14 protein-coding genes are annotated in these 14,337 nt (G+C 41.8%); 8 read left to right on the forward strand and 6 right to left on the reverse strand.

Annotated elements, in window-relative coordinates; all coding sequences use genetic code 11:
- Positions 1–94 precede the first annotated feature (94 nt).
- Both xerC and FNT16_RS15785 read right to left on the reverse strand, forming a co-directional pair.
- Positions 95–1,141: a site-specific tyrosine recombinase XerC gene (xerC, locus tag FNT16_RS15780; RefSeq protein WP_221935036.1), complete on the reverse strand. Its 1,047-nt coding sequence runs from the start codon at positions 1,139–1,141 to the stop codon at positions 95–97.
- Positions 1,142–1,204: 63 nt separating this feature from the next.
- Positions 1,205–4,174 (reverse strand): CHC2 zinc finger domain-containing protein, encoded by a 2,970-nt coding sequence (locus FNT16_RS15785; RefSeq protein WP_143872485.1) that lies wholly within the window; start codon positions 4,172–4,174, stop codon positions 1,205–1,207.
- A gap of 113 nt (positions 4,175–4,287) precedes the next feature.
- Here FNT16_RS15785 and FNT16_RS15790 point away from each other — a divergent pair, with 113 nt between their 5' ends.
- Complete coding sequence (locus FNT16_RS15790; protein ID WP_143872486.1) at positions 4,288–4,674, forward strand: helix-turn-helix domain-containing protein; 387 nt, start codon at positions 4,288–4,290, stop codon at positions 4,672–4,674.
- 366 nt (positions 4,675–5,040) lie between these two features.
- Here FNT16_RS15790 and FNT16_RS15795 read toward each other — a convergent pair whose 3' ends face one another.
- Complete coding sequence (locus FNT16_RS15795) at positions 5,041–5,469, reverse strand: hypothetical protein (RefSeq protein WP_143872487.1); 429 nt, start codon at positions 5,467–5,469, stop codon at positions 5,041–5,043.
- A 294-nt stretch (positions 5,470–5,763) separates the two neighbouring features.
- On the opposite strand from FNT16_RS15795, the gene FNT16_RS15800 reads away from it, so the two are divergent.
- The 7 genes from FNT16_RS15800 to FNT16_RS20410 all read left to right on the forward strand — a co-directional run bounded on the left by FNT16_RS15800 (position 5,764) and on the right by FNT16_RS20410 (position 11,849).
- Positions 5,764–6,321: a hypothetical protein gene (locus FNT16_RS15800; protein ID WP_143872488.1), complete on the forward strand. Its 558-nt coding sequence runs from the start codon at positions 5,764–5,766 to the stop codon at positions 6,319–6,321.
- A gap of 77 nt (positions 6,322–6,398) precedes the next feature.
- The gene (locus FNT16_RS15805; protein ID WP_143872489.1) at positions 6,399–6,956 is read left to right on the forward strand and encodes a hypothetical protein; all 558 of its coding nucleotides are present in this window, start codon (positions 6,399–6,401) and stop codon (positions 6,954–6,956) included.
- 106 nt (positions 6,957–7,062) lie between these two features.
- On the forward strand, positions 7,063–8,292 hold the full coding sequence (locus tag FNT16_RS15810; RefSeq protein ID WP_143872490.1) for a DDE-type integrase/transposase/recombinase: 1,230 nt from the start codon (positions 7,063–7,065) through the stop codon (positions 8,290–8,292).
- The gene (locus tag FNT16_RS15815) at positions 8,285–9,091 is read left to right on the forward strand and encodes an ExeA family protein (protein ID WP_143872491.1); all 807 of its coding nucleotides are present in this window, start codon (positions 8,285–8,287) and stop codon (positions 9,089–9,091) included. Before FNT16_RS15810 ends, FNT16_RS15815 begins: the two co-directional genes overlap by 8 nt.
- Positions 9,092–9,637: 546 nt before the next feature.
- Positions 9,638–10,879, forward strand: coding sequence for a DDE-type integrase/transposase/recombinase (locus FNT16_RS15820; RefSeq protein WP_143872492.1), 1,242 nt, complete (start codon positions 9,638–9,640; stop codon positions 10,877–10,879).
- Positions 10,876–11,685 (forward strand): ExeA family protein, encoded by an 810-nt coding sequence (locus tag FNT16_RS15825; protein WP_143872493.1) that lies wholly within the window; start codon positions 10,876–10,878, stop codon positions 11,683–11,685. Before FNT16_RS15820 ends, FNT16_RS15825 begins: the two co-directional genes overlap by 4 nt.
- Complete coding sequence (locus tag FNT16_RS20410) at positions 11,682–11,849, forward strand: hypothetical protein (RefSeq protein ID WP_185976617.1); 168 nt, start codon at positions 11,682–11,684, stop codon at positions 11,847–11,849. The genes FNT16_RS15825 and FNT16_RS20410 overlap by 4 nt, the downstream gene beginning before the upstream one ends.
- A 288-nt stretch (positions 11,850–12,137) precedes the next feature.
- Here FNT16_RS20410 and FNT16_RS15830 read toward each other — a convergent pair whose 3' ends face one another.
- The 3 genes from FNT16_RS15830 to FNT16_RS15840 form a co-directional block, all read right to left on the reverse strand.
- Positions 12,138–13,115 carry a hypothetical protein gene (locus tag FNT16_RS15830; RefSeq protein ID WP_143872494.1) on the reverse strand — a complete coding sequence of 326 codons (978 nt, stop codon included), beginning with the start codon at positions 13,113–13,115 and terminating at the stop codon, positions 12,138–12,140.
- A gap of 640 nt (positions 13,116–13,755) precedes the next feature.
- On the reverse strand, positions 13,756–14,082 hold the full coding sequence (locus FNT16_RS15835; RefSeq protein ID WP_143872483.1) for a type II toxin-antitoxin system RelE/ParE family toxin: 327 nt from the start codon (positions 14,080–14,082) through the stop codon (positions 13,756–13,758).
- A 6-nt stretch (positions 14,083–14,088) separates the two neighbouring features.
- A complete protein-coding gene (locus tag FNT16_RS15840) occupies positions 14,089–14,313 on the reverse strand; it encodes a hypothetical protein (protein WP_221935035.1) in 225 nt (74 codons plus the stop codon).
- Positions 14,314–14,337 lie beyond the last annotated feature (24 nt).

The raw sequence follows: 14,337 nt of genomic DNA on the forward strand, positions 1-14,337 counted from the left end.
CCTCCGATATTCAAGCCTTTGGTTCAGTGTATGCAATTATACAGTGTTAGTGAAGTTATCTGTCACTTTTGACAGCCTATATTGTTTCGCCCGATTAAATTTCATCTTCTTCATCCTCTAACATTTGCTGTAATTCGGCCATATCCTCTCCTTCGGCTTCTGAGGCTTTTTTCAGTTTGGCGGGATGGCAGCGTGTGTGAACGTCTTTTAAAGCTTTGATGCTCACTTGGGTGTATATCTCTGTGGTGCTCAGCTCTGCATGACCTAGCATGGCTTGGATAAAGCGAATGTCTGCGCCATTTTCTAACATTAGCGTGGCCATTGTGTGCCTAAATAAATGGCAACTGCCTTGTTTGGGTATACCTGATTTTTCAACATATTGGGCTATGGTGCGTGACAGCCAGTTTTCATTAAACTTTTCACCGAGCCTAGTTAAAAATAATGTGCCATCGTCACTGGCCAGTGCCAGCTCTGGGCGCACTTCGTTTAGGTAGCAGCTTATCCAGTGTGCGGCTCGCTCGCCAAGCGGTAACATGCGGTCTTTTTTGCCTTTGCCTTGGCGTACCAGTATGGTTAACCGCTCTAAATCGATATCAAATACGCTTAGGTTAACCACTTCCATTCGGCGTATGCCGGTTGAATACAGCACTTCCATTACGGCTCTGTCTCGAATACCCAGTGGCTCGGCGCTGTTGGCTTGGCGCATCACTTTTTCAACTTCTTTTTCACTTAATATGGCTTTGGGTAAACGTTGGCGTATTTTGGGTGGCTCTAGTTCGCTGGCTGGGTTATACAGCAGGTAGTTGCTTTTGGTTAACCATTTAAACCAGCTTTTAAGTGGGCTTAATTTAGCCCGTTGTGAGTAGATGGACAGTGGTTTGCCGTCTGCTTTGCGGTATAAATATAAATGCCTTTGGTAGCGCTCTAATATGGGTTTGGTGATTTCTGGCGGTTGGCGCAGGGCTCGGCCATCACACCATTCAATAAAATCTCGTATGTAGCGTTCATTATTCCACAGGGTTTGCTCTGTGTAGTGTTTGATGCGTAGTGCATCTAAATAATGGTGCATAAAGGCAAGCAGGCCATTGGGGTCGGTTGGGTCGCCAACCTGTTTAATAAAACGTTTTTCTCGTTTAGGCACGGGCAGCTCCTTTTTGTAGGTACGACAGGATTTGTCCGTTTACCCCTATAGGTTCATTTTCTTCTATTTTGGGTAAAGTGTGCGCCATTGCCTGCGGTTGCTGGCTTGATGTGGGGTGACTACCTGCCGACTTAGTACCGACTTGGGGTGACCAGCCCCCGACAGGTGCGAAGGTTCCCCCGACAGCAAAGCCTGCAACCCCGACTTGCTTGCATCACACTGGTATTGACTGTTGTTTTCAACGTCTAATAAACCCTGTAAAAACCGCCCTTCATGTTCGCCTGTGTAGAGCAGCTCATAAATAAATGAGTGTCCGCGACTGCCTCTGTGCACAAGCAGGTATTCCATTTCTTCCAATCGTTTGATGTGTACTTTCAGTTGGGTATTGCCCCAGCCGCTATAGTCTCGAACAGCTTTGCGGGTAAAGCGGTAATCACTTTGTTGTATTTTTTGGGTTTGGCAGGCATCCAAGACCATTTTATGGATAAAATGCAGCAGTTTGCGGGTTTGCGGTGGCAGCTCGTCTAAGGTGCGCCCGAGTACTTCATGTGCTAGGTGATTAGCCACTTGAATGTCGCTGTGGGTGACTTCTATGTATTCTAGTAGTTGGCCTTTGTGCTCAATGCGTTTTATCTCGCGTTGGTATTGGTGTAATAACGCTATGGCTCGGATAAGTGTTAGGTATTTCATATGGTCGCGGCGCGTACGGGTTTTATCCGATAAAAAGGTTAATTGCTCGGCATAGGGGTTGGCGACCAGTAAAGGGCGTAATAGTCGTTGGGCATTTTGGTGTAGGTGTATCACGTCTTTTTTGTTGTTTTCAGCAAGCAGGCCTTCTATGGTTTGGCGCTGGCGCTGCATTTTGTGGATGGCTTCGGTTTGTTCGCGGGTTTCATTGACGGATAACACTAAGCAGCGGTTCATCAGTTCTTCATCAATATCTATCGCTGTGGTGGTCATCATTAACATCACAGGCCCTTCTACTTTATATTGCTGCGTTTCTAAATTGCCTGTGACTGGGTTTTTACCTGTTGAAGCGATACTCACCTCACCTTCTGATTGCAGTAGTTTTAATGCATAGGCGGCTTGGTCTGCTCCTTCCTCTTCTGATATGGCCAGTATTTTATGTTTTAGGTTGGTTTCGCCCATGTAATACAGGCTTTGGCCTGTCATTGAGCTAAATTGGATGCGCTCTTCTGTTGGTGTCATATTTAACACTGCATCCATTAATGAGCTTTTGCCTGCGGCGCTGCTAGATTGGATCATAACCGCTAACGGTTTATCGAGCTTGCGACTAACCGCGGCCAAGTAACCGACAAGCTTGTTGGTTTCCTCTCCAATAACGCCGCAGGCCTCGAAGTCTTGTAAAATGCGGCTAAGAAGAGAAGGTGAATTTAAAAGTTCAAGGGCAGCTTTGCGCTCTGCTTCGGTTAAATGATTATGCTGACTGGTTTGGGCTTGTTTGTTTTGTTGTTTTTTATCTTGCAGCGATTCAAGCTTAAGTAATATATGGCCTAAGTCTTTTTTAATGTCATCTTCTGATACGCAGAGTTCTAAGCTGGCTTGTTTGATGTATAAATGTCTGGCACGCGCTGAGTAAATATCTAAATTATCAACATGGAAGCTATCCTCTAAACTCACCAGTAAATTTACTTTTAGCTGCTCGACACTTTGGTTTTTATCTAAACCTCGGATGCGGTAACGGCGATTGTCTAAGGTGATGATAAGTTCATTGGATGCACTGGCGTTTTCATCTAAATCGGTTTGCTCTGGCATGTTTTGTTCTGGCGTTGTTTGTGTGGGCATTGCTTGCTCAGGTATGGCAGCCGCTTCGGTTGGGTACATCTTTTCTGGCCCTACACCTTTTCCTAACCACTGTGCTTTTCTTATCGCAAGGCCAAGGCTTTTTTGTGCAGGTTTAACTTGTCGGGCATATTCGTTGGCATCCATGCCTTTTGGAAATAATATTCTAAATACTTCAAAGCCTTGATTCATCAGTTGTTCAGCTAAACTGTCTGCGGCTTTATTGCCTGCATCATCTCTGTCGTAGGCAATTAACACACGTTTAATTTGATGTTGTTTAAAGGCTTGTAAGTGGTCGTCTATAAAACCATTGGTGCCATAACTTGCGGTGACATTTCTAAAACCATGTACCCAAAAGGTCATGGCATCAATTAGGCTTTCACATAAAATAATTTCATCTGTGGCGCTCAGTGCTTGAATATTCCATACCCCTTGATGTGGGCCTGGTAAGTAGGTGTGTTTGGGGGTGCCTTTGCGTAAGTTGTCTAATAGTTTGCGGCCGTATATTTCGACTATGTGGTTTTGTTCATCGACCACGGGCACCACAATTGAGCCATTAAAATGCTCATGGCCTGATTGTCTTAATATGCCAAGTTGTTGCAGCTTGCCGCGAATATCAGCCCCTGCTTGGCGATTTTTTTGTGGTAGGCGATAACCGAGCGTGCGATTTGCAAAACCCAGTTGAAAGGTATCAATCAGCTTTGGGTGTTCAAGGCCGCGCTGTTTTAAATACGCCAAGGCTTCAGGTGATTGTTTGAGCGTTTGGTGATAATAACCCACCACTTGTTGAAGCGTCGCTTGTGAGTCGGCATCACCACTTAACGGCGTTGGCAATTTTTGTGTGGTGCCATATTTTACCGCCTTTGTCGTTGGCTCAGCCTCACTAGCGACTAAGGAAGAAATATCTTGCGATGCACATGGATGTGCAAGTGCCGCGTGAGAATGGATATCGGAAGCGGTTAGTATTTCAACTGCATGACGAAAGCTCACGCCTTGTGTTTTCATCACCCAATCAATCACTGAGCCACTTTCACCGCACCCAAAACAGTTAAACAAGTTTTTAGATGGGGTAATAACACAACTTTCCGTTTTATCATCATGAAATGGGCAGCACAGCGCTTTGTCTTTTACGCCATGACTTTTGAGTTTATAGCCTTGTGATTCAACCAAGCGACATAAATCGACTTGTTGTTTGATTTGGTTGATTAATTCATCTGAAAGTCGTGCCATTTTGGGTGTTTCCTAAAAAACCTGTCAATACCTAAAGAGTAAAAATAACTCTGTTGAAGAGTACTCTATTTTAGAGTACATTAAATTGCAAGTTAAAAACAGGGGTTATTATCATGCCATCGATTCATTATTGGACTCGGCATATGCCAACCATAGACAAACTGTTTTATCAACAATTAGGTCAACGTATTGCTTTTTTTAGGAAAGAAGCGGATTTAACTCAGTCTCAGTTGGCTGAGTTATTGGGTATTTCTCAACAAACTATGGCGCACTACGAGGTGGGACGTTTACGTATTTCTGTTGAGCTATTAAGTAAATTGGCACAAACCTTAACCATTGGTATTGAGCAATTACTGCAAGAGCCTGTGCCGAATCAAACAACTAAGCGTGGACCAACTTCTTTGCTGCAAAAACAAATTGAACAGGTAAGCCAATTGCCCCGAGCTAAACAGAAGTTTGTGAGTGAAATGCTAGATGCTGTGATACAGCAAAACTCTTGAGGTAAAGCGGCTAAGAGATAGCCGCTAAGAAAAAACGGTAGTGCTTAACATTTAGATAAGCGCACTCGAATTTAGCCATTAAATTCAATACCTTATCTAAAAACGCGCACCTAACGATTTATATATATATCAGATGAAACGAACCCATTTTTTGTATATATTTCAAATGCATAACACCTAATGCAGGTGCTGCATAGGGTGTGATAATCATTCTATTCTAAAATCGAAGATTTTTAGGGTCTAAAAACAAGTAAAGCAGCCAATGGCTGCTTGCAATAAAATAACTAAATACATCAAGCCTGAAACTTTAATCTTAATCAATTGGTGTAGTGGTCAATTTAACTTGGCGACTACATGAATAAAGTATCACTGACCAAGATCACTAATCAGGCAATTAAAATCCAACAAAGGCCTTGTTGCTGTATAACCATACTTACTATAACCATCCCACATCTCAGCAAAGTGGATTTGAGCGCCATTGCCTGCAACAGTAAAATAATAATTATCCTCAACACCTTCGATCTTTAGATAATACTTCACTGTCGTATGGCCCACATTGTAGCGAATTGTTGCCACTTCCATACAGCTATAAAAAGTGTTACCTAAAAGACCTTGTTTAAATGGCCGCCCACCAGTTTTTAATTCATTCAAATCTGAGTACAACCAAAATTTAGACTCACTAGAAATCCCATTTAAAACATTGCGATATGGATCTAGATTTGGTACACAAGCTACAACCCATAAGCATATGAAGAGCACTTTATGTAAACTAAAATTAGTCATTTCTAGTCCCATATTTTTTCCCAGATATATCCTGGTATTTCTCTATATTTCAACGTAGTTGGGGATATAGGAGCGCCATAACCAAACTGCGTATGACCTTCGATTGTAGGTGTGCCTAATCCCAAAGTAAGCTGGATGCCGGTTGTAATTTACCTCACTTCTATCGAACGATCCCGCGATTTTTTACCAAACTACAATCCACTTCAGCCAATGATTTATAACGCGTAATTCGGTAAATCAAAATTTTTGTCCCACCGCTAAATAATTTTTCTTGAGCCAATTCGATATTTTTTGTTTGATGTACGGATGCAAACTTTCTTTCGAAACATCGCCGCTATCGAACGTTATCTAGAGCCTTGTCACCGACACTACACTTTGCGCTGCAAACATTGTGATTTACAAGGGCATTTGATTAGCCATGGTTTTATCTACAAACAGCTTTCGATGTCCGAGCACAAAGTGGTTGGTAAGCGCGTTGTCTGCTCTAACCGCCATGGTCACAACGGCTGTGGTCGCACTACACAATTGGTTTTGGCTGAGCACATACCCAATCGACAATACAATGCTCTGCATTTAAGTTTATTCATTCTGTTATTGCTGGCTAATGTCTCTGTTGTTAAAGCTTATCAGCAGGTCACTCAGCAATTTGAAGCCCGCCATGCTTGGCGTTGGCTTGCGTGTTTAAAAATCAATATCACCCATTATCGTTTATTGTTGCAATCTTCTTTGCCGTTACATCACTCAAGTGGCACTCAACATCCTATTTTTGCAACCTTGGCGTCACTTTGTCAGGTGTTTGCTGTAATTTACCTAACTTCTATCGAACGATCCCGCGATTTTTTACCAAATTATCATCAACTTTAAATCCATGATTATTATGGTAATTTGGTAAACTGAATTTCTGTGTAGAATTTTAACTTTTACTTAAATGGTTAATTTTCATGCAGCGATTTTTTTCTTCACTTTTTGAGTTGGACGTTTTTACTCAATCGTTAGATAGCTTAAATTCTAATCAAACTTGCCAGCATTGTGCGTGCTCTAACAGTTGGGTATCTCATGGTTTTATTTATCGTCAGTCAGGATTGAAAGTCGGTAAACGTATTTTGTGTGCCAATCGTTATGGTAAATCTGGTTGTGGTCGTACTTTGGCTTTGTACTTGGCTGATGTCATCCCTAATCGTCGTTATTCTTTTAGTGTGATTTGGGCATTTGTTTTGTCACTGCTACAAGGCTCAACCGTTGAACTAGCCTATTATTCGGCTATTGGTCATTGTCACTTTTCGCACAGGCAAGCTTATCGTTGGCTCTCTGTTTTGTATGCTCAATTAGGTTTCTTTCGTAGTTGCTTAGCTCGATTTAATTTAAGATTTTTTGAGTGTAATTTTGTGCATTTTCGCTCCGCTCGTTTGGCTGTGTTACTGCCGACGTTGGCAACTTTAGCTCAGCGTTTTACCAATATCTCGTCTATTCAAGCTGGTTTAAATCACAGATTTTGTTGAATTTTCATCTTATTTTCGTTGCAACCGATTTTGTCATTTTGCGAGGGTTAGCCTTGTTTTAGTCTCCTGATGCTTTATTGCATTTAATATTTTTAGGAGATTTTTTATGCCCATTCCGTCATTAGAAGTGCGTTTACGTGTACTCGCCGCCGTTGATGCGGCGCAAGGTGCAACGGTTCGTGAGCGCATTAAACACGTTAGTCAGCAATCTTTTACCTGCCATCAGTCCAATCATGTGTTTAAGTTTACTTGGCGCACCATTAGCACCTGGCTTTACCGATATAAAAAAGATGGTATTACCACGCTTGAGAAGAAGACCCGTGCAGATAAAAATGCGCAACGTAAAGTGCAAGTGGCTGAGCTCGCTGAAGCATTAAGTGAGGTTTTACCGAGTTTATCAGCCAACAAGGTTGGTGTTGTGCCTAAAAGTACGATTTATCGCGTATTATTGGCACGTAACTATTTTACCCGTGCACAGTTAGCCCCCACCACCTTTTATCGCTTTGTGCGTGAGCATGAGTTGTTGGATTTAGAGTCAACCAACAAGCTTAGAATGGCGTTTGCGATGTTGCATGCCAATGAGTTATGGCAGGGGGACACCATGCATGGCCCCGCCATTAAACAGCCTGACGGCAAGTATAAAAAAACCTTTTTCATTGCTTTTATTGATGATGCATCACGCTTAATTACCCACGCCGAGTTTTTCTACCGTGATGATACACAGAATATGATTAATGCTTTTAGAACCGCTTTGTATAAACGCGGTAAACCTGAGCGTTTGTATTTTGATAACGGTGCAAATTACACCGCGAAAGAGATTTTACAGGCGTGCGTGCGATTGGATATTCGCTTGTCTCATGCACCCGTTAGAGATGGCGCAGCTAAAGGTAAAATTGAGCGGTTCTTTCGTGGCTTTAGGGATAGATTTTTAGTCATGCATACTGAGTTTTCTTCGCTTGAGCAGTTAAATCAGTTAGCACAAGCGTGGGTGGAAGATGAATATAATTCGAAGCCACATTCGGCCATTCAAATGACGCCACTGGATAGGTTTAATTTAGATTATCGGCGCATTCAATATTTACCCAATAATGAATTTACCGAGGAGGTGTTTTTTATTGAGGAAGAACGCAAGGTGTCTAAAGTGAATGTGTTTTCTATCAACAGTTGTAAATTTGAATGCCCTGTCGATTTACGCGGTAAAACCGTACAAATTCGTTATGACCGCAGCGCCCGAGATAGGTTTATTGTTTATTACAAAGACCAGAGAATGGGCGATGCAATGCCATTGAACCTGTATTTAAACGCTCAATTGGCAAGGGAGTATAAACATGATTAATGCAATTTGGGGCATTCGTGATGTGCCATTTAAGCGAGAGCCAAACCAATTATTAAAACAGCAGCAAACCATTTTTGACATCATTCAAATTCATGCCAAACAAGGCGGGTTTTCTGTGGTATTAGGCCAGCCTGGTGTGGGTAAAACTGTATTGCGTGAGCATATTGAAAAGTTGGACGCGACACGTGAATCCACTGTCGTTTCTTGCTCGCGTACTATGCATACTTACCGGCAAATTGTTAGGCAATTAGCCGAAGCATTTAAGTTAGATTGCACTGATAAAACCATTGAAAAAGAGCTCATTAACGCCGCGTTTAGCCAAGTGAAAGCACATAAAACTTTGTATATTTTAATTGACGAGGCGCATTTATTGGAAATTGCAGCTTTACGTAAATTACGTTTGTTGTTTGAGCGTTTTCCAAAAAATCATAACTTGGTATTGTTTGGCCAACCTGAGTTGTTGCATGCGTTATCGCTGACGGCGAATCAAGATATTAAGAGCCGCATTACCTATTCTGCCCACATTAAACCTTTGAATGATGATGACCTACAGGCCTTTATTATCCGTGAGCTTGAGCAAGCCAAAATGGGCATAAATACCTTTGATGAAAATGCGATGGCGTTAATTATTCGTTCAAGTGAGGGCAATTTGAGGTTATGTCGAAACTTATGTTTAGCCAGTTTGATAGAGGCTGCACGAGAGACTAAAAAAACGGTCACCATAACCCATGTTAATCAAGTGCTCGTGCAGCCGCACTGGCGTAACCACGAGCAACTGATTAAACAACAGGTGACTTGATGCTTGCGTTTAACTTTAACCTTGTTTTGTGATTGAACGATCGAGAAAACAGGGCTTTTAAATGCTCGCTACGCGAGCATTTAAGCAGAAAACACTCAGGGGCGAAAGCCCTTTTTTTTGTGTCGAAAAATTAGTTTAAACCCCTATCCACAGGGCGTTCGACGCCAATTCGGTTCAAACTATGACAGCAATTTGGCTGAGTTGAAAATTGTTATGATGGTAGCGCGGTAAAGTAGTGTATTTTTTAGCCGATCGTATGACCGATAATTTGGGAAAAGTTATGATGGGAAAAAAGTACGCTACATTTGCAGGCTTAGTCTGTCTTGAGTTTCAATTTCATGCTCAACGGGCTTTTATATAGCTTCTTCATTGGCCTTTTTTTCCTGATTTCCAGATTTTGTCGCCGTGAATTTCCAATATTGTTGTCGCATTGTTTGCTCATCAGAGCTTCATTTAATTGCCCCACATAAGCGGTCAGTCGGCTGCCTTGTTGTTTTTTATTAAGGTCGCGTGAATCTTTTAATCAATTACAAGGACTTCTCTTTTATGACTCAGTTAAAAGCCAACAAACCACCATTAGAAATTCGTTTGCAAGTGTTAAGCGCGGTCGATTATGCAAAAGGCGCGACCATTAAAGCGCGTATTCAAGATGTCGCGACACGCACTTTTGTAGATAAACAAACCAATATTCACTACCAATTTACTTGGCGTACCATTAGCACTTGGGTGTATCGTTTTAAAAAACATGGCGTAACCACGTTAGACAATAAAACCCGCATAGATAAAAACCACTACCGCAAAGTGCAACCTAATGAGCTTGCCGAGGCCATTCATGAGGTACTGCCAACCCTTGGTCGCAGTAAAAATGGTCATGTGCCTAAAATGGCTTTATATCGGCGTTTATTAGCCAATGGGTTGTTTAAACGTTCACAATTATCACAAACCTCTTTTTATCGAATGGTCAGTACACATGGCTTGTTAGACAGTGAGCAATGTCAAAAACTGCGCCAGTCTTTTGCTATGCAGTTTAGCAATGAGTTGTGGCAGGCAGACACGATGCACGGTATTCGGGTAAAGGATGAACAAGGCAATCTACGCAAAACCTTTTTAATCGCCTTTATTGATGATGCTTCGCGCTTAATTATTCATGCCGAGTTTTTCTATGCCGACAATACCACCAATATGTGTGATGCCTTTAGAACTGCTTTATTTAAACGCGGTAAACCTGAACGCCTGTACTTTGATAATGGCAGTAATTATTCGTCTAAAGAAATTTTACAAGCTTGTGTGCGCTTGGATATTCATCTGTCCCATGCCCCCATTCGAGATGGTGCGGCCAAAGGGAAAATAGAGAGATTCTTTCGGCGTTTTCGTGACCAGTTTTTAGTGGACAACCCTAACATCACCTCTCTAGATGAGCTCAATGATAAAACCAATGAATGGGTTGAACACTGTTATAACAGTCAATTTCATTCTGGTATTCAAATGACCCCTTTGGACAGGTTTTGTTTGGACTTAAATCGCATTCAATTTATTGCCGATGATGAATTTACCGAAGAGGTGTTTTTTGTGGAGCAAGACCGCAAGGTGTCTAAAACCAATGTCTTTTCCATTCATAAACAACAATTCGAATGCCCTGTTGATTTACGCGGTAAAACGATACAGGTTAGGTTTAACCGCAGCGCACTAGACAAGTTTATTGTCTATTACCAAGACAAACGCATGGGGCAAGCCAGTTGTTTAGATTTACACGCCAATGCCATCAGACATATGCGAGGTGATGCATGATTTCTTCTGTATTTGCCATTACTAAAGAGCCGTTTAATCGCACGCATTTGGCTTTGTTACCGCAGCAAAAACACATTGTTGATATTATTAAAATTCACGCCGCGCAAGGCGGGTTTTCTGTCATTATTGGTGAGCCTGGTGTCGGTAAAAGTGTATTGCGCGAACATATTGAAAGTTGGTGCAATGAGCGTGACACCTCTGTGGTTTCAGTTTCCAGAACCATGCATACTTACTTGAATATTTTAAAGCAATTGGCCTTATCATTTAAATTAGATGTGCCTGCTAAAGATTTAGAAACTGAGCTGATTAAAGCCGCCTTTGAGCATGTTCGTCAACGTAAAACGCTATACACCTTAATTGATGAAGCGCATTTGTTGAACATGGAAACATTACGTAAATTGCGTTTGTTGTTTGAGAAATTCCCGAAAAAACACAATTTAGTTTTATTGGGGCAGCCAGATTTATTGCACTATCTATCGCTGAATATTAATGCGGATATCAAGTCGCGTATTACTTTTTCTCAAGCTATTAAACCTCTGAATGATGGTGACCTTGAACGCTATATTGTAAAGGAATTAGAAGCCGCTAAAATGGGTATCAACACCTTTGATTCTGCTGCCATTGAGGTCATATTACGCTCGGCAAATGGTAACTTACGTTTATGCCGTAATCTGTGTTATGCCAGTTTGATTGAAGCCTGTCGCGAGGCTAAAAAGATTGTCACCATCAGTCATGTGAACAACGTACTGATTCAACCACATTGGCGCAGCCATGAAGAATTGATTAAGCAACAGGTGGTATCATGAAAATACTACAAACCACCCAATACCTAAGTGCGCAAGACGCCGAGCCAATCATACACTTCTTGGATGATATTCGTGAAATGCTAATCACTCATTACGGTGAGGAAATACGCCAACATCATCGTAGTCGCTTAAAACTCGAAGAAAATGAGCAGAAAAACGAATAGTTAAACCCCATGCGCCAGAGCATCATACCCCAACGCCTGAGTTAAATACTCGGGCGTTTTACGTTTTATCGAAGTGAAACTTGACCTTATTTGGAAAATTGCCTACTCCATCCAATACGACGATAAATTGGTTAAGAGTATGATTCAGCTTGGGAAATTGTATGATTGATACTGGTAAATTGTACGATATGAATTTGGTGACGCTAAAAAATTGTTCGATAACAGTGTGGTAAAAACGTCATATTTTGCCCAAATCTTACGATATTTTGATTGGTAAAAAATATGACGTTATTTATGTAAACAACAGCCGGTATGGCTCTTTTGCCCTAGAGAAGGCATAGTCGTAATAGCTTCGACCGTCCCAGAAAATAACGCTGCGACTTGTCCACCACTTGCGTTGTACATACCTTCCATAGTGCTAGCCCAATCTGATGTATTAAATAAGGTAAATTCAATGCCAGCATCAACCCCAGGAACTCCAACAGTAGCGCCACCTTGAGCACTCCAATATCTTCCAAATGACACCTCCTGCCTAGAGAAATCCATATTAAAGAAAATACCTGCGGCACCAGCTCCCCCTATACCAGCATCACCGCTGATAGAAGAACCAACAGCAAACGTAAACCCAGAATTTTCAACCGACATCCAATCAATAGATGAATCATTTAAAATAGAGCTTTCTAGATCAATACCTTGATCCATCCTCGTTGTATCCATTCCTAAATCAACCCAAGGTGTATATTTAGCAATATCCAGCTCTAAATCAGGTATTAGAGTGTTTTTCTGAATCCATTCTGAGTTAGCTAAATCGCTATTTTGGCGATAGTCTTTGTATTGCTCTTCATATGCTTTGAAGTCAGCATCGATGCGCTGCCTCTCAGCAACAGTGTGTTCTCGGCGCATACTTTCTTTTTGGCTACGAGCTATTTGCAGTACTTCAAAATCCGCATCAAATTTATCTCGTTGCGCTTGGCCTGTTTTGTTGATGCTGTTTGTTGATTCTTTTTCAGCGCCAGCAGTCGTACTTTTGGCTATATCTGCCATTGGCTCATCAATATTGCCGAGCTTGTCTAAATTAATTAATTTATTAGCTCGGTCATTAATGGCTTTTTGCTCTGCTGCCGTTAAATCTTTTTCAGCACTCATCCCCTCAACAATGCTATTCCCCAACGCATTGCCAAAAGCAATCACCCCGCCATGCAGTCCTACGCATAGAGGCATTTTCCCTTTTATTTTCAGGTTGTTGTGAGCGGATATCTGGTTCATTTGTGCAGTATCTTACTTTTTTGCCCTAGATGCACTTTTTTTTCTTAGTGGCGGGTAAATGGCTGGGTTGGCCGTTAGGCCAACATAGCCATTTAACCGTCTATTGCCCCTTGGGGTTGGGGTTGGGGGTTATAAAGTGTTGGCGCTTGCGCCAGCTTTGTAGGCTTTAGGCAATTTATACATAATGTAAATTATAGGGCGCTAGCGGACTGTACCCAACAATGTGGCTCGGCCACTTTATTGGGTACAGCCTATAATTTTTTACATTATGTTAACCCGAAGGGCTTGATTGCCTAAAGCTGGTTAAGCCCTAAGCTTAGGGGTGAACAGGATTAGCAGAAGTTTACTTCTGCCCTGTGAACACCGAAGCCATGGATGGCGTAGGGTGCCTGGCGTTGCGTAGCAGGACTGTGAAGCTACAGAAGGCGCATTGGAAGGAGCTTGCGACTGGAGATGTGGGGTTTGGTAAATAAAAAAACCGCAGTGAACCTTTAAGCGTGGGCGCTGGCCTTGCTGCTTTAGTGCTTAAGTTTGCTAGGGCTTTTGTTGCAAGGCCTGTGACTGCGCTTTAAGGTGAGCAAGCTGCCTTTTTGTTTCTGGGGCTTGCCGATAATGATGATGTTCGAGTGCCGACTCTATTTTACTCAAACTCTTTTAATATTTGTTTTAAAGCTTCTGCTGTTATATCCGATTGTTCCGCTTTTGAGTATATGGTCACCAGTATGCAACGTATGTCTGTTTTAAGGTAATAAATTATTCGGTAACCACCACTTTTACCTCGTTTACTGTCGCTATTTTGCGCTCTAACTTTATACAAGGTGTAAGGAACACCTGTTATTTGTGAACCTGGTGTTTCACCGTTGACAAGCGCTCGTAAAATTGGACTCACATCTGTTTTTATTCGTTTGTATTTACGTGATAAACGTTTTAGCTGGCGTTTAAACCCTTCTGTGTATTCTATATTCATTTTAATTTAATCAACGTCAATGCCATCCCACAGGGTTTCTATTGGATGCGTTTTACCAGCCACGACCTCTTTCCAGCCTTCTTTGAAGCTGGCTTCTGCTGATGGCAAATCAGATGAAACCCCTTCATTAAACGAATGAACAATCCGCAATAGTAACGGACGGTATTCTTCAGGAGTTTGGTCGATTTCAGCGTGTAATTGCTTAGTGTAATCAATCATGGTTATGGGCATACCTATAGCCTCCGATATTCAAGC

The sequence above is a fragment of the Catenovulum sediminis genome, assembly GCF_007289895.1.
Taxonomy (GTDB): Bacteria; Pseudomonadota; Gammaproteobacteria; order Enterobacterales; family Alteromonadaceae; genus Catenovulum; species Catenovulum sediminis.